Annotated in this window: 15 protein-coding genes and 1 pseudogene; 6 read left to right on the plus strand and 10 right to left on the minus strand. The window is 62.0% G+C overall.

Annotated elements, in window-relative coordinates; translation table 11 throughout:
• Nucleotides 1–265 precede the first annotated feature (265 nt).
• From ABIE49_RS24680 to ABIE49_RS24710, 7 genes and pseudogenes are all read right to left on the minus strand, one after another.
• Nucleotides 266–2068 carry an adenylate/guanylate cyclase domain-containing protein gene (locus ABIE49_RS24680; protein ID WP_354066962.1) on the minus strand — a complete coding sequence of 601 codons (1803 nt, stop codon included), beginning with the start codon at nucleotides 2066–2068 and terminating at the stop codon, nucleotides 266–268.
• A gap of 224 nt (nucleotides 2069–2292) precedes the next feature.
• Complete coding sequence (locus ABIE49_RS24685; RefSeq protein WP_192736989.1) at nucleotides 2293–3294, minus strand: 4-hydroxythreonine-4-phosphate dehydrogenase PdxA; 1002 nt, start codon at nucleotides 3292–3294, stop codon at nucleotides 2293–2295.
• Nucleotides 3295–3340: 46 nt separating this feature from the next.
• Entirely contained in the window at nucleotides 3341–4849 is a 1509-nt protein-coding gene (locus ABIE49_RS24690; RefSeq protein ID WP_192736990.1) for a tripartite tricarboxylate transporter permease, read from the minus strand.
• 12 nt (nucleotides 4850–4861) lie between these two features.
• Entirely contained in the window at nucleotides 4862–5329 is a 468-nt protein-coding gene (locus tag ABIE49_RS24695; RefSeq protein ID WP_192736991.1) for a tripartite tricarboxylate transporter TctB family protein, read from the minus strand.
• Nucleotides 5330–5339: 10 nt separating this feature from the next.
• Complete coding sequence (locus ABIE49_RS24700; protein WP_192736992.1) at nucleotides 5340–6344, minus strand: Bug family tripartite tricarboxylate transporter substrate binding protein; 1005 nt, start codon at nucleotides 6342–6344, stop codon at nucleotides 5340–5342.
• A gap of 76 nt (nucleotides 6345–6420) precedes the next feature.
• Nucleotides 6421–7641: a CaiB/BaiF CoA transferase family protein gene (locus tag ABIE49_RS24705; protein ID WP_192736993.1), complete on the minus strand. Its 1221-nt coding sequence runs from the start codon at nucleotides 7639–7641 to the stop codon at nucleotides 6421–6423.
• A 42-nt stretch (nucleotides 7642–7683) separates the two neighbouring features.
• Nucleotides 7684–8476, minus strand: a pseudogene (locus tag ABIE49_RS24710) (enoyl-CoA hydratase/isomerase family protein).
• A gap of 161 nt (nucleotides 8477–8637) precedes the next feature.
• Between ABIE49_RS24710 and ABIE49_RS24715 the strand changes: the two are divergent.
• A complete protein-coding gene (locus ABIE49_RS24715; protein WP_192736995.1) occupies nucleotides 8638–9276 on the plus strand; it encodes a GntR family transcriptional regulator in 639 nt (212 codons plus the stop codon).
• Nucleotides 9277–9381: 105 nt separating this feature from the next.
• On the opposite strand, the gene ABIE49_RS24720 is transcribed toward ABIE49_RS24715, so the two are convergent.
• A complete protein-coding gene (locus ABIE49_RS24720; protein ID WP_192737203.1) occupies nucleotides 9382–10815 on the minus strand; it encodes an alpha/beta fold hydrolase in 1434 nt (477 codons plus the stop codon).
• 550 nt (nucleotides 10816–11365) lie between these two features.
• Between ABIE49_RS24720 and ABIE49_RS24725 the strand changes: the two genes are divergently transcribed.
• The 5 genes from ABIE49_RS24725 to ABIE49_RS24745 all read left to right on the plus strand — a co-directional run bounded on the left by ABIE49_RS24725 (nucleotide 11366) and on the right by ABIE49_RS24745 (nucleotide 18736).
• Nucleotides 11366–12298, plus strand: coding sequence for an AraC family transcriptional regulator (locus ABIE49_RS24725; RefSeq protein WP_192736996.1), 933 nt, complete (start codon nucleotides 11366–11368; stop codon nucleotides 12296–12298).
• Between the two features lie 203 nt (nucleotides 12299–12501).
• On the plus strand, nucleotides 12502–14817 hold the full coding sequence (locus ABIE49_RS24730) for a TonB-dependent siderophore receptor (RefSeq protein WP_354066963.1): 2316 nt from the start codon (nucleotides 12502–12504) through the stop codon (nucleotides 14815–14817).
• Between the two features lie 6 nt (nucleotides 14818–14823).
• Entirely contained in the window at nucleotides 14824–15993 is a 1170-nt protein-coding gene (locus ABIE49_RS24735) for a PepSY-associated TM helix domain-containing protein (protein ID WP_192736997.1), read from the plus strand.
• Nucleotides 15994–15997: 4 nt separating this feature from the next.
• Nucleotides 15998–16189, plus strand: a complete 192-nt coding sequence (locus ABIE49_RS24740) for a hypothetical protein (protein ID WP_192736998.1) — start codon at nucleotides 15998–16000, stop codon at nucleotides 16187–16189.
• A 195-nt stretch (nucleotides 16190–16384) separates the two neighbouring features.
• The gene (locus ABIE49_RS24745) at nucleotides 16385–18736 is read left to right on the plus strand and encodes a mechanosensitive ion channel domain-containing protein (RefSeq protein ID WP_192736999.1); all 2352 of its coding nucleotides are present in this window, start codon (nucleotides 16385–16387) and stop codon (nucleotides 18734–18736) included.
• Between the two features lie 25 nt (nucleotides 18737–18761).
• Here the strand turns inward: ABIE49_RS24745 and ABIE49_RS24750 are convergent, their stop codons facing one another.
• Both ABIE49_RS24750 and ABIE49_RS24755 read right to left on the minus strand, forming a co-directional pair.
• Nucleotides 18762–19019 (minus strand): DUF3551 domain-containing protein, encoded by a 258-nt coding sequence (locus ABIE49_RS24750; RefSeq protein ID WP_192737000.1) that lies wholly within the window; start codon nucleotides 19017–19019, stop codon nucleotides 18762–18764.
• 56 nt (nucleotides 19020–19075) lie between these two features.
• Nucleotides 19076–19798, minus strand: a complete 723-nt coding sequence (locus tag ABIE49_RS24755; RefSeq protein ID WP_192737001.1) for a DNA-3-methyladenine glycosylase I — start codon at nucleotides 19796–19798, stop codon at nucleotides 19076–19078.
• Nucleotides 19799–20817: the final 1019 nt, after the last annotated feature.

A 20817-nucleotide genomic window follows, 5' to 3' on the forward strand; every position in this document is an offset into this window, starting at 1 on the left:
TCACCGCTCCGCATTTAATCGAACTGACATCTGATTGTTTTACTTCTGTCATGAATCGCGGCGAATCACGACAAAAATATGCGTCCGGCAGGAGTCTTGCGGGGTGATGCTGAGCGCGTCGGCGCTCTGCGCTTGAAGAATCGGTCTTGCCGGCGCCGATGGACGCCGCTGTCATAAAACTGTCATCAAATATTTAGGCCGCGATCGAATTCATCGCCGCAAAAATTCGTCAGCCGGCAGTTGCGTTCGATCAAGGAGCGGCTGCTCATTCTGGCAAGCCCGCGAGCCGCAGTCCTTGGGCATACTTTTCGAGAAATTCCGGCTTCTGATACGGGCCGAGATAGGACGCCACACGCGACATGCGAAACTCCGGATCGATGGCGTGCAATCGCGCACACATTTTCAAAGCGGTGTCTGTCATATTGGCAAAAGCGGCGCTCGCGGTGAAGATGCGAAGCCCTGGATGCGATTCCGAATTCTCCCGAAGAACTTTTTCAGCCCAGGCCATCGACTCGTCGTACTTGTCGAGAAAGAAAAGGGCATGCGCCATGGCGTTCTGCAGGGATACATGATGACGGCCGCGCAGCGGGTCGTGCCGCATGGCCCGGGTCAGATGCTCCACCGCCACGGCCGGATTTCCTGACCACACATTGATCCATCCGCTGATTCCCCAGGCATGCGCCAGATTGGGATTCATTGATAAAGCCCGATCAACGAGTGACTGCGCATGAGGAAGGTCGCGCAGAACGTAAGCGATGGCCCAGCCCGCGCTACTGAGAGCGGCCGCATCGTCTTGGCCAATACGCAAAACGATTCGGGCCAGACGGGCGACTTCGGCGTTCTCCTCGTCGGGACTCGACACTAGCCCGGCGCCCTTCCGGTAGGCATAGCACTGAGCAAGCAGGCCGTAGGCGGGGGCAAACTCCGGGCCGAGCTCAATGGCGCGCCTCAGCAGCGGCATCGCCTCTTCAAGGCTCTGCTTTGATGGAAGCTGCAGATAGGGGAGACTTCGAAGATAGCAATCGTAGGCGCTTAGGTTTCCAGCCGTCTTGCGCTTCGAACGGTCGATCTCGGCTTGCTCGAGACGCGGCGCAATCGCCGTGACGACTTTCTCTGTGACCTTGTCTTGCAATTCGAAGACGTCTTCGAGGGCGCCGTCGAAGCGGTCCGCCCAAAGATGCGCGCCGGTGCTGGTGTCGATAAGCTGGCCGGTGATTCTTATTCGGCTGCCGGCTTTGCGCACGCTGCCTTCGAGAACGTACCTCACACCGAGCTCGCGGCCTACTTGTCGTATGTCGGGGGACTTTCCCTTGTAGGAAAACGATGAGTTCCGCGCGATGACGAACAGCGACTTGAACCGCGACAGCGCAGTAATGACGTCCTCGACCATGCCGTCAGCGAAATACTCTTGCTCGGGGTCACCGCTCATATTCTGAAACGGGAGGACGGCGATAGATGGCTTGTCAGGAAGCGGCAATGGATCATTGGCATTCGACGGCATCGTCGAAGCTGCTTCGGTGGTCGTTGTCGCAGATAAATTCGCGTCTCGTACAGAGTATAACCGCACGGGGCGCTCTATATTCTTCAGTGTGCGCTCGCCCAAATCATCGAATTCGAACTTGGTCTTGCCTCTAATCTGCTCAAAGGCATTTCCAGAGACGTAAACACCGCCCGGCTCGCACTCATTCTCGACACGCGCGGCAATATTGACGCCGTCGCCGAAAATGTCGTTATCGTCAATGATGATGTCGCCGACGTGAATGCCGATGCGAAACTCGATCCTGACATCCTGTGAGACGCCGGCATTCTGGGCGGCCATGCCGCGCTGAACTTCGATCGCACAGCGCGCAGCATCGACAGCGCTGGCAAACTCCACCAGCATGCCGTCGCCGGTGGTTTTGACGATACGGCCGTGATGCGCAGTGATGGCCGGGTCGAAGAGGATCTTCCGCAACGACTTCAGGTCAGCAAGCGTACGTTCTTCGTCGCGTCCCATTAAACGGCTGTAGCCGGCGACATCCGCCGCCAGCACCGCCGCCAGCCGCCGTACTACACGCTCGTCGGTCAAAAGAGCCTCGAACTTGGTAGGTTCAGCCCAAACCATCAAAGCATGAATGGCTACACGGCCGCTAGGCCCAATGTCCGGGTTGGGTCAATCGCTTACTCCGCGCTTGCCCGTTAGGCGCCCAAGCGAGTGCTCTGGAATAAGAGAAAGCTGATTGAGGTGAAGCCGCCGCCGCGCCCTAAACACCGCTGGTCAATCCGGACGAAACTCCAAAGCGAGGGCAGCTTTCAAGCCTGCAGCTTTCTTTGCGCCATTTCCGCCGCAAGCAGGATCGCCGCATGGGCGGCTCCGATCCCCGCGATTCCCTTCCCGGCGATGTCGTAGGCCGTTCCGTGGGCCGGCGTACAGATCGGAAACGGAAAGCCGCCCAGCAGCGTCACGCCACGATCGAAGCCCATCAGCTTCATCGCGATCTGGCCCTGGTCGTGATACATCGTCAGCACGGCATCGAATGCGCCGCCTTTGGCGCGGAGGAACACGGTATCTGCGGGAAACGGGCCTTCGGTCGCGATCCCGTCGGCGCGGGCTTCTTCTACCGCGGGGCCGATCGCGTCGATCTCTTCACGCCCGAAATTCCCGCCATCGCCGGCATGGGGATTGAGGCCGGCGACCGCGATGCGCGGACGCTTGAACCCGGCTGACCGCATCGAGGCATCGGTTAGCCGCAGCGCACGCAGGACGCGTTCCCTGGTGATGTGCGAAGCGACCTCCGCAAGCGGGATATGCGATGTGACACGGGCGTTCCAAAGCCCATCCAGCACGTTGAATTCGCTTGCCGGGCCGTCGAGCCCGACCACGTCGGCCGAAAAGCTGATCTCGTCGTCATAGACGGGATGTGCAAGCCGCATGGCGTTCTTGTTGAATGGCGTAAAGCAAACGGCGTCGGCCCGGCCGTCGCGTGCCATCGTCAGCGCCTGACGATAATTCGTCAGCGCAAACCGGCCGCCTTCGGCTGTCGCGGTGCTTCGCGCGACCGACGCCGGATCGAGATGGCCGAGATCGATGAAAACCGGGGCCCGCTCTTCCTTCGACAGATCGGCGTCGGGCGATGCGGATATCAGGTCAAGCTTTACCGCGGCAACGCGCGCGCCATCATCGAGGACGCGGCGGTCGCCGATGACGACGATCCGGGCCCGGGCCGCGACGTCATCGAGAGCAAGGAGCCGGGCCGTCAGCTCCGGGCTGATGCCGGCCGGGTCGCCCATCGCAAGCGCTATGATCGGTCTCATCAGGATCTCCGGGGCCTTAGCTGCGTCAATTTGTTCTGTGCGACGATCATGGCTTCACCTCCGACCGCGGCATCATCCGGCCGATCGTTCGCCAGATTGTCGGCATCAGCAGCAGCGCCGCGCCAAGCAGGATCAGCGTGGTCACCAGCGGTTTGGCAAAAAATATTCCGAGCGAGCCCTTCGACATCAGCATGGATTGGCGAAATGCGTCTTCCGCCTTGTCGCCAATCACGATCGCGAGCACCAGTGGCGCCAGTGGATAATGAAGCTTCTTGAACAGATATCCCAGAACGCCGAATCCCATCATCAACATGACGTCGAGATAGGAATTGGAAACCGAATAGGCTCCGACGGTGCAGATGATGACGATCACAGGCGCAATGATGAAGAACGGCACGCGCATCAGCGCCGCGAAGATCGGCACCGTCAGCAGCACCAGCACCACGGCGACGACGTTGCCGAGATACATCGAGGCGATCAGTCCCCAGACGAAGTCCTTTTGCTCGACGAACAGCATCGGTCCGGGATTGAGGCCCCAGATCATCAGGCCGCCCATCATGACGGCCGCGGTCGCCGATCCCGGGATGCCCAGCGACAGCATCGGTAGCAGGGCGCTGGTGCCGGCGGCATGATCCGCGGCTTCTGGAGCGACGATGCCTTCCGGCTCGCCCTTGCCGAAATTCGCGCGCCGGGGCGAAAGACGCTTGGCGATGCCGTAGCTCATGAACGATGCGGCGGTCGGGCCTCCTGGCGTGATACCCATCCAGCAGCCGATCGCCGCGCTGCGCAGCAGCGCCCAGCCATGTTTTGGAAGACCCACGAGCGTACGGAAGACTTCGCGCCACTCCACCCTGGAGGAGATCGCCTTGACGTGAAATTCCTCTTCCACCGCAATCATCAACTCGCCGATCCCGAACAGGCCCATGACGGCGACCACGAAGCTGACACCCTTCACCATCTCGTCGATGCCCATGGTGAGCCGCACGCTGCCGGAGACCGTGTCGATCCCGACGGCCGCCAGGGCAAAGCCGATCGCGAGCGACACCAGCGTCTTGATCGGCGGCGAGCCGCCCATGCCGATGAAACTCGCAAACGCCAGAAAATAGACCGCGAAATACTCCGGTGGTCCGAACGCCAGCGCCACTTGCGCGACCCATGACGCCGCAAGCGTAATCAGAACGACACCGGCGAGCGCGCCAAAGGCAGCCGAGCCGAATGCCGTCGCCAGCGCCGTGGTCGGCCTGCCGTCGCGCGCCATCGGATAGCCGTCGAACGTGGTCGCGACCGAGGATGGCTCGCCGGGAATGTTGAACAGGATTGATGTGACCGAGCCGCCGAACAAGGCGCCCCAATACATCGACGAGAGCAGGATGATGGCCGATACCGGCTGCATTCCGAAGGTGAGCGGCAGCAGCAGCGAAACGCCGTTGGGGGCGCCGAGGCCGGGCAACACGCCAACGAGAATGCCGAGCAGCACGCCGATCACCATCAGGAAAATATGATTGCCTGACAGCGCGATGCCAAAGCCGTGCATCAGGGCTTCGAGATTTTCCAACGAAGCGCTCCCCTAGAAGCCGAACCAGGTGCCGAGCGCGCCGCGCGGCAACGAGATCTGGAATGTCTTCTCGAACATCAGATAGAGCGACAACGCCGCGCCGATCGCGGCGGCCGCCGCAAGCAGCAGTGATTCGCGCTTGTTCCAGGCGATCGCACCAAAAATGTACAAGGCAGCCGCCACATACATCCCGATCAGCGGAATGACCCCGACAAAGACCGCCGCCGGGACGAACAGGATCGCCAATCGCCTGAACTCGCTTGGCCCGAGAATGACGGCCCGCGCGTGCAACCATCCCTGTACGAGATTGAACAGGCTGCCGGCCAGAATGACGAGGCCGACGATCAACGGAAAGGTGCCGGACTCGACGCCGGCTGCGGACCAGCCGATGCCGTTGTCGAGGCTGGAGACGACGACGGCTGCGCCGAACGCCCCGGTAATGAGCGCCGTCGTCGTTTCCAGGCTGCGTCCGGAGACCATCGTCCGAACCCTAGTTGGAGATCAGCCAGCCTTCATCGACAGCAACCTTGCGGGTGCGTTCGATGTCTTCCTTGATGAACTTGTTGAAGGCGTCGCCGATCAGGAAAGTGTCGGTTTGCGACGTTCGCTCGATATATTCCTTCCATTCCGGCGTGGCCTGCACCTTCTTCATCAGATCGACATAGAAGGCGGTCTGATCGGCCGTCACCTTTCCCGGCAGCCACACCGTGCGCGGTTGCTGGAATTGCGGAATGGCCAGGCCGGATTCAACGCAGGTCGGGATGTCGTGCCAGTTCTGCGTTGCTGTGACCTTGGGTCCGTCAGGCAGGCGCTGCGGGCTGAAGGCGCAGAGCGGGCGCTGGGTGCTGCCCTTCCACTGTCCGATGCTTTCGCTGGGATTGTTGACATGGGCGTCGATATGGCCGCCGGCCAATTGCACCGCGGCCTCGGCGCCGCTCTTGAAGGGAATGTAGACGAATTTCACCTTCGCCGCCTTGTCGATCATGCGGGTGAGGGTTTCATCGGTGTCCTTTGATTGCGCGCCGCCCATCTTGACATCGCCCGGCGGCTTGGCGGCAACGGCCTTGAGGAAATCCTGCACGTTCTGGTAGGGCGCGTCCTGCTTCACCCAGAGCAGGAATTCGTCCTGCACCATCGCGGCAATCGGCGTCAGGTCGGTGTAGTTATAGGCGACCTTGGAGACCATCGGCTGGTTCCAGGCGTTCGATGTGCCGAACACGACCTTGTAGGGATCGCCCGCCATAGCCTTGGTGTAGGTGTAGCCTTCGGCACCGCTGCCGCCGGCCTTGTTGACGACGACGATAGGCTGCTCGACCAGCTTGTATTTGGTGACGATGTTCTGGACCGCGCGGGCGAAATTGTCCGTGCCGCCGCCCGGGCCTGCCGTTGCGATGAATTCGATCGGCTTGGCCGGTTGCCACGCGGCATTTGCCGCTCCCGTGAACCCGATTGCGAGACCGAAGGCAATCGCAGCGAATGTCGGCTTCTGAGACATCTAGTCCTCCCAAGTGTTTTGCCATGTGTCTTTTGGTTTTTGTTTTCTTGGTCTTGGCGTTTGCTGGGCTCTTGCGTCAGCCTACTTCATCCCCGGCAAACTCCGGCGCGGCGATCGCGCCCTCCTTGTGAAGCGCGGCAATCTCGTCGGCGTCAAAGCCGTAAGCGCCAAGGATTGCATTGGTATGCTCGCCGTAGAGCGGCGCGCCCGACCGCACCTTGCCGGGCGTCTGCGAGAACTTGATCGGCAATCCGATCGTCTTCACTTGGCCGAGCGTGGAATGCCCGACCTCGACCACCATTTCGCGCGCGATCGTCTGCGGGTCGGCGAGGGCCTGCAGCATGTCGTTGACGGGCCCGCAGGGCACGCCGGCCTCCTCGAGCGCAGCCAGCCAATAGTCGGCGGATTTGGTTTTGAAGCGAGCCGTGAGCAGCGCCTCCAGTTCCTTCAAATGCCCCATTCGATCGGCGCCGGTCGCAAACCGCGGATCCCGCGCCAGTTCGGTTGCATCAAGCACTTCGAGCGTGCGCATCCAGTTTTTCTGGTTGGCGCCGCCGACCACGATCCACTTGTCTGATGTTTCGAACGCCTGGTAGGGCGCATTGAGCGGATGGGCCGAACCCATCGCCTTCGGCGCCACGCCGGTGGCCATTGCAATCGCAGCCTGCCAGTAGGTCTGAACGAGGGCCGCCTCGAACAGGGAGGTTTCGACCCACTGCCCCTCGCCGGTTTTGAGACGGTGCGCATAGGCGGCGAGAATGCCCATGGCCGCGAGAATTCCCGCGGTGATGTCGGACAGCGGTGCGCCGCATTTGACCGGCGGCCCGTCGGGCCGCTCGCCGGTGAAGCTCATGATGCCGCTCATCGCCTGCGCCACCAGATCGAAGCCGCGGCGATGCTTGTAGGGGCCGGTGCGGCCAAAGCCTGATAGCGAGCAGTAGATCAGGGCAGGGTGCGCCTTCTTGATATCGGCGTAACCGAAACCGAGCTTGTCCATCACCCCGGGGCCGAAATTCTCGACCAGCACGTCCGCCGATCCGATCAGGCGCCGCAGCACCTTTGCGCCGCCCGGTGTCTTCAGATCCAGCGCAATGCCCTTCTTGTTGCGGTTCATCATCAGGAATGAGGCCGCGACGTCGCCGATCTTGGGAGGGATCATGTAGCGGGTGTCGTCGCCGGCCGGAATCTTTTCGATCTTGATGACCTCGGCGCCCATGTCGGCGAGCATCAGCGTGCAGGTCGGGCCTGCCATGACGTGCGTCAGATCGACAACCTTCAATCCAGCCAGCGGACCCATTGTTTCTCCCGCAATCTTTGTTGTTGTCTTTTTTGTTGTTGCTTAGTCGCCGGTCCATTGCGGCTGGCGCTTGTTCAGGAAGGCATCCATGCCCTCCCGGAAATCCCGGCTTTGGTAACACATCAGGATCAGGTCCTCGTCTTCGGCCGGCTTGGGTTGCGCGCGCAGCAGCGCCTGCTTGGTGGCACGCAGCGTCAGGGGCGCATGACCAGCGACAAGCCGCGCCAGTTCATCGGCCCGTCGTTCGAGGGCGGAAAGATCCTCCACGACTTCGTGCAGCAGGGCGATGCGCGGCGGCCTCTTCAGCTTCGATCAGGCGCGCGGTGAAAATGATCTCCTTGAGCCGCGTCGCCCCGATCAGGCCCGAGAGCCGGCCGATGCTGGATGCCGACAGGCAGTTGCCGAGCGTGCGCGCGATCGGGAACCCGAATTTTGCGGTCCTGGTGCCGATGCGCAGATCGCAGCACGCGGCAATCGCGGCGCCGCCGCCGGTGCACGCGCCGTTGATCGCCGCAATGGTCGGCACGGCGCATTGTTCGAGCGTGGTCAGCACGCGGTCGATCCTGGCTTCGTAGCCGATGGCGTCCTGCGGAGTCTTGAACGCGCGAAACTGGTTGATGTCGGTGCCGGCCGCGAACGCCTTGTCGCCCGCGCCGCTGAGGATCAGCACCTTGAGGCTGCGGTCGCCGGCGGCGGCTTCGCAGATCGCGGCCAGCCGCTCATACATGCCGAAGGTCAGCGAGTTTCTCGCCTGCGGCCGGTTGAAGATGATCCGGCCGATGCCGTCGCGGACCTCGTAAAGCAGGTCTGTGACGGGGGTGACGTTTTCATTCATCTTCTTGACAGACCCCTCAGGATGGAACCTCAGTTTGGCTGCGGAGGGCATTTTTGAATGCAAAAACTATCTAATGCAACAGGATTCTGGTCTAATTTGCTTGGTCTGGATCATTTTTGCATTCAAAATGGTTCCATCGAGTCGCCGAGGAGAACCTCGATATGATGCATGACGAGGTGGTTTCCCGCCTCAGGCACGTCTTGACGGAGGGCGAAATCCCGCCGGGCGCGCGCATTCCGGAGCGCGAACTGTGCGCGTCGTTCGCGATATCGCGCACCCCGCTACGCGAGGCGCTCAAGGTGCTCGCGGCGGAAGGGCTTGTGGTGCTGCTGCCCAATCGTGGCTCGCGCGCCGCCAAGCTCACCCGGAAGGACGTCAAGGAACTGTTTGAAGTCTGCGAGGCGCTCGAGGCCGCGGCCGGTGAGCTGGCATGTCCGCGCATTTCCGACGCGCAATTGCGCGAGATTGCCGAGCTGCAGGCCAGCATGGTCGAACATTATCGCGTGCAGGATCTGCTGTCGTACTATCGCTGCAACCGGTTGATCCACGAGGCCATCGTTCGCGCGGCCGATAACGCAGTGCTTGCCGGCTTCTATGAGTCGATCGCCGCAAGGATACGGCGGGCACGGTTCATCACGCCGATGTCGCCAGAGCATTGGACGCTCGCCATCCAGGAGCACGAAGGAATCCTGAACGCGCTGCAGCGGCGCGACGCTGGCGGTCTCGCCCATATCCTGCGTAACCATCTGCGGCGAAAGCGCGAGGAAGTCGTCCGGGCCGGCTTCGCCGAGGGCGAATGATCGCGGAATTTGCAAAGGCTCGTGCCGGATTTATCTCTGGCCGGAGCCCCCGATGTCCCTTGTGGCGCACGCGCCAGCTATGAGCCAATGGCGGAAGCTGCGTGATTAGTGCCCGACATCGGTAGCGAGAAATGATCGTAGCTCGTCAAGGAAGTGCGCAAGTCCCGGTTCGCCTTCCAGCATCACATGGTTTCGGCTCTCAAGCGGAACGAAGCGAGCACCCGGGATGCCTGCGGCCAACCGCCTGCCCGACTCAAACGGTACCCTGGAATCCTGACGGGCATGCATGACGAGCGTCGGTACCTCGACCTGCGATAGCAGCGAACTCACATCGACCTCGCCATTCGCCAGGAGATTGCGCGCCGCGTCGTTGGGTGAGCTCGAAATTCGTTGCAGCTCGTTGAACCAGTCGGCCTGTTCCTTGTTGGCGTCCGGAATGAACTGAGAGGTGAACATTTGTCTGAACGCCGGATTTTCTTGGCCCCATCCAAGGCGCATGAGGGTGAGCATCGCTTCGCCCGCCTCCTTCTCGGCCTCGGTTCTCGCACGTTTCTTCCAGCCCACGGCAAAACCTCCGAGCAGGACGAGATGCGAAACCCGCTCGGGATGCCGGACGGCATAGGCGATTGAAACCGCGCAACCCTGCGATATGCCGAGAAGCGCGAACCGATCGATGCCGGCGGCATCGACGACCGTTTCGAGATCGCTGACAAATTTTTCAAAAGTGACTTCCGGGACTTCGCGATCCGATAGCCCGTTGCCCCGGGCGTCGTATCGGAAGAAGGCGTGATCGCGAGACAATTCCCGGTAAAGATATCGCCAGATCGGACTTTCGATATCAAATTCGATGTGGGTCATCCAGTGGCCGGTTTTGACGAGCGGGAAACCCTGGCCTATTCGGGCATACGCAAGCTGCACGCCATCTCCGGTCTGACAGAAATGTATTTCCTGTTTGTACTGGATGGTTGTTGTCAGGGTGTCTTCAGTAGATGAGAGGATGGCGGAATCCGGAATGCCCTCGATGTCCCTGGCGGTAAGCCCGAATACGCCGACCGCGCGCGAGATGTTCTTTACGGTTTGCTCGCCCAGATCAGCGAAAGCCATCGAAAGCTTGTCCCTGATCTGGTCGTTCGCCGCCCTTGAAATACAAACGCCGCCGGGCTCGCAGAGCGTTTCCAGCCGAGCCGCGATATTGACGCCGTCGCCAAAAATATCGTCGCCGTCAATGATGATATCGCCGACGTTGATTCCGATTCGGAATACGATTTGTTTTTCTGCGGGAATTCCGCAATTGCGGCTGACCATCTTGCGCTGAATGGCGACCGCACAGCCAACCGCATCCACAACGCTGGCGAATTCCACCAGCATGCCGTCACCGGTGGTTTTGACGATGCGGCCGTGATGCTCTGAAATTCCGGAATCGACCAGTTCGCGACGGTGTGACTTGAGCGCGGTGAGGGTCCCCATCTCATCGGCGCCCATGAGGCGGCTGTAACCAACCACGTCCGCCGCCAGGATGGCTGCAAGTCGGCGCTGCATGGCGTTCCCCGTCTTCCTGCCAATGGCAGTCTGCGCGCGATCAGTGGCGACGGCAAGCCCGAAGCGGACTCCGCTAATGGTGGTAGAGGCCGGCGACAAGGGTCGGCCGGATGGCGCGCGCGGAGTCGTGCACCCTTCACGGAACAGTTTTTGCCCGGAGGGACGTCAGGTTGCACACTGCACGCGCTTTTCATCCATCGATCGTCACGTCGGGAGAGATCGAATGCATCGCATCGCGGGCCGGAAACGTTCCACCATGTTTTCGGCAGTGTCGATTGTCGCGGCTTCCGTGCTGCTGACGTATCCCGCTCGGCCAGTATCTCGTGACCGCGGCGCGGCGAAAATCGCTGTCCGGCGTCCTAGACGGCCCGGCGACGCCGGTGTTCTGGAATGTCGACAAGCCGGAGTGACGGACGCGCGCCGGCGGTGCGCGCAAGCTGATTAAAACGATTCCATTTTCAAGCGCTTCTAAACTGGATGCGGCGATCATCGTTGAGGACGATGTGCACAGATTGCATAGTGCCGGCATGAACGTTTCCGAACCCCGTTGATGCCGCACATCTACGACCACATTTTCGAGCAGTTCCGCATCGTCGATCCCGATGACAATGACAGGTCGATCGTGGAAGATTTTGCCAGCCGCACGCAATGGCTGGAGACGCCGGGCTGCCTTTTCCAACGCAACAACATGGTGCTGGGCACCCGGATTCGTACTGAAGGTGTCATCAAGGCAGGGCTTTTTGTCTCCGTGATACTCAAGGGGGCAGGGAGCGGCCGGGCGCGCAAGGGCACCACCCGGATCAGCTATTCGGATGCTTCCATCGTGGTCATGGCGCTCAGAGAGCCGACGCTGTGGGACGGCGATGCGCCGCGCGGCGCGCACATGCAGGCGGCCGGCGTCGCCTTTCCCGTCGCGTCGCTGGAGCGGCTCGGACTGATGGCTGAATTCATCGGACTGTTCGACACAAGGGACCAGAACGTCTTCGTCGCGTCGCTGAAGGCGTCGCCCCGGATCAAGGCGATTGCCATAGAGATGATTTCCCCGGCGGCCGACGGCCGGACCGCCGAGCTGCTGCTGTCGGCGCATGCGACCGAGATGTTGGCCCGAGCCATGCTGGCGTTGCGCGGCAACGAGGGCGTCAGTCTCGTATCCGACCATAAGCGTTTACGCCTGCAGGCGGTCAGGGAACTGATCGAATCCGATCTGCGGCATCCCTGGACGATTGCCGAACTGGCAAGGCACGCCGGCGTCAGCCGTCGGTCGTTCACGGCGCAATTTCATCGGGTCTATGGCGTCAGCGCATCGGAATATCTTCGAACCAGCCGGCTGAAATCGGCGCGCGAAGCCTTGCTGCATCAGGGATTGTCGGTCACCGAGGCGGCCTATGCCGTCGGCTACGCCAACCCGGCGAATTTTTCCACGGCGTTCCGCCGGCATTTTGGCTACGTGCCGAGCAGCTGCCAGCGCGACGGACTGTCCTGACATCACCGCATCCCCAAGGGGGAACCGGGCCGCCTGCGCGGCGGCCGGCGGCATCTGCGCCGGTGCATGACCGGGCGGCGTGTTCCTGCGCTGAACTTGGAGAGTGTCGACGCACGATCAAAGGTTTTTTGCGCATACGCAAAGGCGCTCGAAAATCAAATCTGATCTCTCGTGAACGGGGATTAGTTAACGGGGATGTGATGATGCGTGATTGTGTAAGGCCGTCGGCGTGGGGCGAGGCGTCGAAGGCGTTCTTCTGCGTAACCGTATTCGGGTTGAGCATGCAGATCGGGCCGGTTCACGCGCAGTCCGGCCAAACTTTGCCGCCGGTCACCGTCGATGCACCGAAGCCGCAAGCGGCGCGTCCGGCACAGCCGTCCCGCCGCGCGGCGCGGTCGCAGACGGCGACGCGTCGCGCTGCGGTTCCCGCCCAGCGGCAATTGGTGGAACAGGGGGCCCGCGGCGGCGCCGGCGAACGCGCCACCGGACCCGTGGTCGGCTATCTCGCCAATCAAAGCGCCAGCGGCACCAAGACCGACACACCTATTCTGACCACGCCGCAGTCGATCTCGGTCGTCACCAAGGATCAAATCGCGGCACAAGGCGCCCAGAACATTGTCCAGGCGCTGCGTTACACGCCAGGTGTCTCGCTCGATACGTATGGCGCCACGACCTTCTTCGACGCCATGAAGCTCCGTGGTTTTGACGTGCCACGCTACCTCGACGGTCTGCGGCTGCCGATCGATCGGGGAACGCAGTTCGCCAATCCGAAGATCGAAACCTATGGCCTCGAGCGGCTGGAAGTGCTGCGCGGGCCGTCGTCGGGCCTGTACGGCCAGACCGATCCCGGCGGGTTGATCAACATGATCAGCAAGCGGCCGACGGCTACGCCGCAGCATGAGATCGTCGGCACCTTCGGTTCGTTCGATCAGTTCCAGGGCGCGTTCGACACCTCGGGGCCGATCGACAAGAACGGCGAATTTCTCTATCGCCTCGTCGGTCTGGGGCGAAGCACCGGCAATCAGCAGGACTTCGTGCACGAGAACAAGGCATTCATCGCGCCCAGCCTGACCTGGCGGCCGACCAACGACACGTCGTTCACCTTCCTCTCGCACTATTCGAACATCCAGAACAAGGGATGGCAGCAATATGTGCCGGGCGACGCGGCGGGGCTGGCGCCCAATCCGTTTGGCCGCATTCCCTATAGCCGCTACATCGGCGAGCCCAGCGCCGACCGCTTCACGCTGGAGCAGTTTTCGCTCGGCTATGCCTTCGAGCATCGCTTCGACAACAATCTGCAGTTCCGTTCGAACTTTCGCTACTTCGACGTGTCGCAGGATCTGGCCGGCGTTCGCTCCGAAGGCCTGCTTCCCGATTTCAGAACCGTGCTGCGCTCGTTCAACTACGTGAAATCCGCCGCGCAGAACGTGGCGCTGGACAATCACGTCCAGGCCGATTTCGCCACCGGTCCGCTAACTCACAAGGTGCTCGTCGGGTTCGACTATAACCGCCAGGCCTCGACCTCGGATTACAAGTTCTCGATGATCGCACCGATCGACGTGTTCGCGCCGGTCTATGGTGCGCCGGTTCCGGCGGCGAGCACGTTGCCGTCCTTCATCAATACCGCGACGACGATGAACCAGGCGGGACTGTACCTGCAGGATCAGGTCAAGCTCGACCGCTGGACGTTGACGATGACGGGACGTCAGGACTGGGCGCAGGCGGAAACCGTCAGCAAAGGCTTCTTTCCGGCGCCGGGCACCTATCTTCAAAATGACCGGGCCTCGACCGGGCGCGTCGGCCTGAACTATCTGTTCGATATCGGCCTGTCGCCCTACGCCAACTATTCGACCTCGTTCGTGCCGATCTCGGGCACCGACCAGTTCGGCAGCCCGTTCAAGCCGACGACCGGCGAGGGCGCCGAGATCGGCGTCAAGTTCAAGCCGGTCGGCTCCAACCTGATGCTCACGGCCGCGGTATTCGAGGTGACCCAGCAGAATGTGCTGACAAGGGATCCGGGCAATATCAACTTCAGTGTCCAGACCGGCGAAGCCCGCGTGCGCGGCGTTGAATTCGAGGTGCGCGGCAACGTGACGAGGGAACTGGAGCTCGTCGGAGGCTACAACATCTATGATCCGCGGGTGACCAAGAGCAACGACGGCTTTGTCGGCAATTATCTCGTCAATACCGCGCTCCGGCAGGCGTCGCTGTGGGCGAAATATACCTGGTACGACGGTCCGCTTGCCGGGTTCGGCATCGGCGGTGGTGCCCGTTATGTCGGCGCAAGCTATGGCGATGCCGCCAACACGCTCTTTATCCCGGAGTACACGCTGTACGACGCCGCCATCAGCTACGACTTCCAGTATCTGCGGCGCGACCTGAAAGGATGGAGCGCGCAGGTCAACGCGACCAATCTCACCAACAAATATTATGTCTCATCCTGCCTGACGGCGATGCCCTATTGCGGCCTCGGTGCGGCGCGTACGGTGCTCGGTACGCTGAAATACGCCTGGAACTAGCTGATCATGACGCCAGCAACCAGATCTCTTCGCAGATGGGGCGCCGTCCATAAATGGACGAGCCTCATCTGCACGATTTTCATGCTGATGCTGTGCATCACCGGCCTGCCGCTGATCTTTCATCATGAGATCGACGAGCTCCTGCACAGCGAGGTGAAGCCGGCCGAGGTCGCGCCCGGCACACCGTTCGCCGATCTGGACAGATTGCTCGCCACCGCGATGGCGAATGCGCCGAAGAATATGCCGGTGCCGCATTTCCTGATCTGGGACCGCGACGATCCCAACGCGATGTTCGTCAGCGTCGGCGAGTCCCTCATGTCAGACCCGACCAACAACCGCTTCGTCCGGATGGATTCGCATACCGGCGCCTATCTCGATTCGCCCGATGTCACCGGCCGCTTCACCTACATCATGCTGAAGCTGCACACCGACATGTTCGCGGGTCTGCCGGGAAAACTGTTCCTTGGGCTGATGGGGATCCTGTTCTGCATCGCGATCATCTCCGGCATCGTGGTCTATGCGCCGTCGATGCGGAAGCTGGATTTCGGCGCTTACCGCAGCCATCGCCCGCGCATCGTGCGCTGGCTCGACATCCACAATCTCGCAGGCATTCTGCTCGTGATGTGGACGCTGGTGGTCGGCTTCACCGGCGTGATCAACACCTGGGCGGACCTCGTACTGAAGATGTGGCAATACGGCCAGCTTGCCGAGATGACGTCGCAATACAAGGATCGCGCGCCGCCCACGAGGCTAACCTCGCTGCAATCGGCCGTGACTGTGGCGACGGACACGGTGCCGGGCATGACGCCGAGCTTTGTCGCTTTCCCCGGAACGCTGTTCAGCAGCAAGAGCCACTATGCGGTGTTCCTGAAGGGCGACACGCCGGTGACCTCGCGCCTGCTCAAGCCGGCATTGATCGATGCGGAAACCGGCAAGCTGACCGACAGCCGCGACATGCCCTGGTATGTCACCACCCTGTTCATTTCGCAGCCGCTGCATTTTGGCGACTATGGCGGCATGCCGCTGAAGATCCTCTGGGCGCTGCTCGACGTGCTGACGATCATCGTGCTCGGAACCGGGGTCTATCTCTGGCTGCGCCGGCGCAAGGCCGGCGTCAGCGTCGATCGCGCCATCGCCCAGGGTTCCGCCCTCGATAGGCCCGTGCTGTCGCGGTGATCGCTTGAGAAATCATCGCACGCTGAGGCAAATCTTTGCGCTGCCGATCCTGATCGGCATCCTCTCCACCGTGGGCCTCGTCGCCGCCCTCGTTGGTGACGGGTGGTGGGACGGCCTGTCGTGGACTTCGCTGTCCTTGCCGGTCTTGCTGTATTTTTTCTTCACCATCCGCAGACAGGCGACGTCGCGCGATTAATGGCTGCGACATTTGTGTGACGCGGCATGCAAGAAATGCCAAGGGCAAATGCCACGCGCAAATGCCAAGAGAAAGTCGTCTCCATGGCAAACTTCCGACACATGATGGCGGCGAAAAGGGGCTCTCCGACATGACGCTGGCGCGGCGGCAAACCGGTTCCGGTTTTGCCGTCGTGCGCATTTAAAAGGGGCCTCGATGTCGCACAAATTCCTGCCCTCGCTCCTGCTCGTGTGCGCGCTGTTTGCTTGCCCCGCGGCGCTTGCCCAATCCAACACCGCGCCGGCCGCCGCTGCCCCGGCAACCAACAACGCCAATGCACTGACGCCTGATCAGGCAAAGCGGGCGCTGGAGACGTTGCAGGACGACAAGAAGCGCGCGCAGATGATCGACACGCTGCGGGCGATTGCGGGTGCGTCTTCATCGCTGCAGGCCGCCGAGCCGGCGCCCGAAGCGAAGCCGGCCATCCCGCTCACCGCTGACAGTCTTGGTGCGCAATTGCTGCTGACGGTCTCCGAACAGGTCGGCGATATATCGCGCGAAGTCTCCTATCTGGTGCGGTCGGTGACGCATTTCCCGGCGTTCTATTATTGGTTCCTGCGAACCGTCAACGATCCCGCGGCTTACGGCCAGATCTTCGACATCGCATGGAAACTGGCGCTGGTGTTCGGCTGCGCCTTCGCCGCCGAATGGCTGGTGTTCCGTCTGATCAAGCGGCCGGTGGCGCTGTTGGAAGCGCGCCTGCCGCAAACCGCGCGCGCGCCGGCGCAGACGCTGGCAATGGTCGATCCGCCATCCTCCGCCGCTGACGTCACCGTGGAGCCGGCGTTGCACCGGCGGCGTCTCAGCCTGGCGCGGGCCTGGCAGTCGCTGATCAGGTTGCCGTTCGTGCTGGGGCGGCTCGCGCTCGAACTGCTGCCGGTGCTGGTCTTCGTCGGCGTTTCCACCATGCTGCTGAGCACCGAGATCGGCGATCGCCCGACGGTCCGGCTTGCCATCCAGGCGGTCGTCAATGGCTATGCGCTGTCGCGCGCGCTGATCTGCGCCGCGCGGGCGCTGGCCGGGCCATACGGCCTGTTTCGGGTCCGCGCCGAGACCGCGGCCTATATCGAGATCTGGGTCCGGCGCATCGTCGCCGTCGGTGTATCCGGTATCGCCTTTGCAAACGTGGCGCTGCTGCTCGGGCTTAGCCGCGGCGGTTATGCCGCGCTGCTGCGCCTCGTGATGCTGGTCGTGCATCTCTTTATCGTGGTCATCATCCTGCAATGCCGCCGCCCGATCGCGGACGCCATTCGCGCGCCGCACGGTCGCACGGGCGCCGCCGCCCAGATACGCAACCGCATTGCCGGCGTGTGGCACTATCCCGCGATCGCGCTCGACCTTGCGCTCTGGACGGTGTGGGCACTGCACATCCGAAACGGCTATTCGCTGCTGTTGCAGTATTTTGTCGGCGGCATCGCCGTCATCCTGATCGCACGGCTCGCGATCATCGTGGTGCTGAGCCTGATCGATCGCGGTTTCCGCATCCGCCCCGAAATTCTGCAGCGCTTTCCGGGTCTGGAGACCCGCGCCAATCGCTATCTGCCGCTGCTGCGCAAGATCGTCGCTTCGGTCATCGCCTTTATGGGCTTCGTCGCATTGCTCGAAGTATGGGGCATCGACGCCATCGTATGGTTCTACGGCGGGCAAATCGGCAGCCGGCTGCTGTCCGCGGTGGTGACGATCGGCATCGCCGCGCTTGCGGCCGCCGCGATCTGGGAGATCAGCAACGCGCTGATGGATCGCCAGGTCAATGCGCTGTCGCGCGAGGGACATTACGCGCGCGCGGCGCGGCTGCGCACGTTCCAGCCGATGCTGCGGACGGCGCTGCTGTGCCTGATCGTCACGGTGGTCGGTCTGACCACGCTCAGCGAAATCGGCGTCAACGTCGCGCCGCTCTTGGCCGGTGCCGGCATCGTCGGCATCGCCATCGGCTTCGGTTCGCAGAAGCTGGTGCAGGACCTCATCACCGGGCTGTTTCTGCTGTTGGAAAATACCGTCCAGGTCGGCGACAACGTCACGGTGTCCGGGCTATCAGGGACGGTCGAGAATGTCTCGATCCGCACCATCCGCCTGCGCGCCGGCGACGGCTCGGTGCACATCGTTCCCTTCAGCGCGGTGACGACGCTCACCAATTCGAGCCGCGGGGCCGGCAATGCGTCCGTCAGTGTCAATGTTTCCTACAAGGAAGACACCGACCGCGCCGGGCAGATCCTGAAGGACATCGTCGCCGAAATGCGCCGCGAGGACGCCTACCGGCACGCGATCCGCGGCGATCTCGAACTGTGGGGCGTCGACAAGGTCGACGGTTCGATGGTGTCGATCGTCGGCCAGATCCGCTGCACCGACAGCGGGCGCTGGCCGGTGCAGCGCGAGTTCAACCGGCGCATGAAGCAGAGATTCCAGGACGCCGGAATCGAAATCGCCTCCTCAGGACAAACCATCCTGATGCAGATCCCGCAGCCTTCCGAGGTGGCGCCGGAGCAGATGCCGCGGCGCGCGGCGGGCTGATGGCGGCGATCAATTTCAGGCCGTACTAATACGCCCCGCGCGGTCGCCGTCCCGCAGTCGCCTTTGCACCACCATAATATGGATTGGTGATGCACTGGGCCGCGCGCCCCGATGCCGTCGCGGCGCACTGCGCCATCGAGGTAAAACGGCAGATGATGGCGCTGCCGTTGTGGCTGTAGGTCTGGATGCAGATCGGGTAGGCCGGATCATAGGTCTGCGCCCGAACGGGCGCTGCGGTCAAAAGTGCTGCGACGATTACGACAGTCAAAGCCGGAATGCGCACGGGTGGGTTCCTCCCTGCGCGCGGTTTCTCGACCGAGGGAGCCCGACATCAGGTTCTCATTCCTCGCCACCCAAAAACCGCGCCAGCGTCTCGTTACTGTAGTTCTCTCCCGCCGACATCGCACAGATGCGTGAGAGTTGCACGTAAGGCAGCCCGGTTTCCTCGGCCCATTCGTTGAACTGCGCCTGCACCTTGGCAAGGTCGCGCTTCGAGGTCACCGTCTCCGCGATATCGAGGCCGGCGTCGCGCAGGCACGCGACCATGTCTCTTGACGTGACGAAGCCGTCGAAGCCGAGAAAGCACAGCATCATCTGACCGGTGTTGCCGCCGAGCCGGCTGCCGCGCTTGGCCAGCAGGTCGAGTAGTCCGACCTGGTCGGAGGAGGGCCAGTTCGCGAGAAACTTGCCGAAGCTGCCATGTTCTTTGGCGATCTCGCGCACGAAACTCGCATTTGATCGCACCGACATGATCTTGGCGCCGTTGCGCACGATCCGGGTGTCCTTCATCAGCGCGTCCCAGAATTCATCCGCCTGTAGCGTCAGCGGCCCGGGCTTGAAGCCGAGGAACGCCTTCTCGAAGCCCGGCCATTTGTTCTCGATCACGCTCCAGGCAAAGCCGGCCGAAAACACCCGCTTGGTCATCTCGGCGAGAATCCGGTCGTCGCCGAGCTTGGCAAGCGCCTTCGCCTCCGGCTTGGGCGGCAGCAGCTTCTGCAGCGTCTTCGGCCCGCCCTTGCGCTTCTCGGCGCGCGCGCGAATGGTCTTGAACGGGATGGTCATGGGGCAGATCCTATCGTTGAATGAACCAATGCTCCACCCGTCCGACGGGCAGCCCAGCCAGGCCTCGTCATTGCGAGCGAAGCGAAGCAATCCATGGCTCGCCCAGCCGAGGAATGGATTGCTTCGTCGCTTCGCTCCCTTGCGCAAACGCGTTTGCGTTTGTCGCAGGCAATGACGGCTGAGTGCGACAAAGTAACCCGACGGGCAAATCAGTTCGTATTTCCGGAAATCGTGTCAAGCCCCGAAATAAAAAATATTTCCGTTTACCAGAAAGAAAATCGGGTGCATATGTTTGTCCATCCCGTCCTACTCAGAAGGGCGTCGGCCGTCGTCACGGACGTTGGGCGGGTTGCGGTGGACGCTGGGCTCACGTCTGACGATGGCGTGGATCGAGCGTACGGCAAAACCGTGTGGTCCTGGCGCCCGTTGCAGGCGTCAAGCTGTCGGGTAGGCGAGAGCCGAACCGGCGGCGACGGAGTCAACCAAGAACTCGTCTCCGGGGAGATCACGGCATAAGCCGTAAAGCCATTGCGCAGGGAAGGCCGGGTGTTCTCCGCTGCCCTGTATGCTCGTGTGCAGCCTACTTAGTGCAAACCGCACACGGGACCGCGGGTGCAGCGCGCACCCGGTCTTCCCTGCGCCCTCATTTTCGAGGGCAAGGATTTCCAAGCAAAGCTCGGGCGCAACGCGTCGCGAGATCGTCGAGGTGTGTGTCACACCCACAATTGTCGTCCCCGCGAAGGCGGGGACCCAGTATCCCAGAGACGCCGATGATCGAACCGATAGGCTGCGGCGTACTGGATCCCCGCCTTCGCGGGGATGACGACCTGCTGATGATGCGCCATCACGATCATAACGCAACAATATCAACACCATAGCCCGCCGTTAACGACGCAATGCAGCCCCTACCAACATTCCATGGCGCTTTGGCTGCGAATGGCCTAAAGGGTGCCTATCTCATTCAAATCGTTCGGGTCATCGGACCCGCGCATCCTCCAGCCGGCAGCCTCGATCGTATG

It is taken from the genome of Bradyrhizobium sp. OAE829 (genome assembly GCF_040546575.1).
Lineage (GTDB): Bacteria > Pseudomonadota > Alphaproteobacteria > Rhizobiales > Xanthobacteraceae > Bradyrhizobium.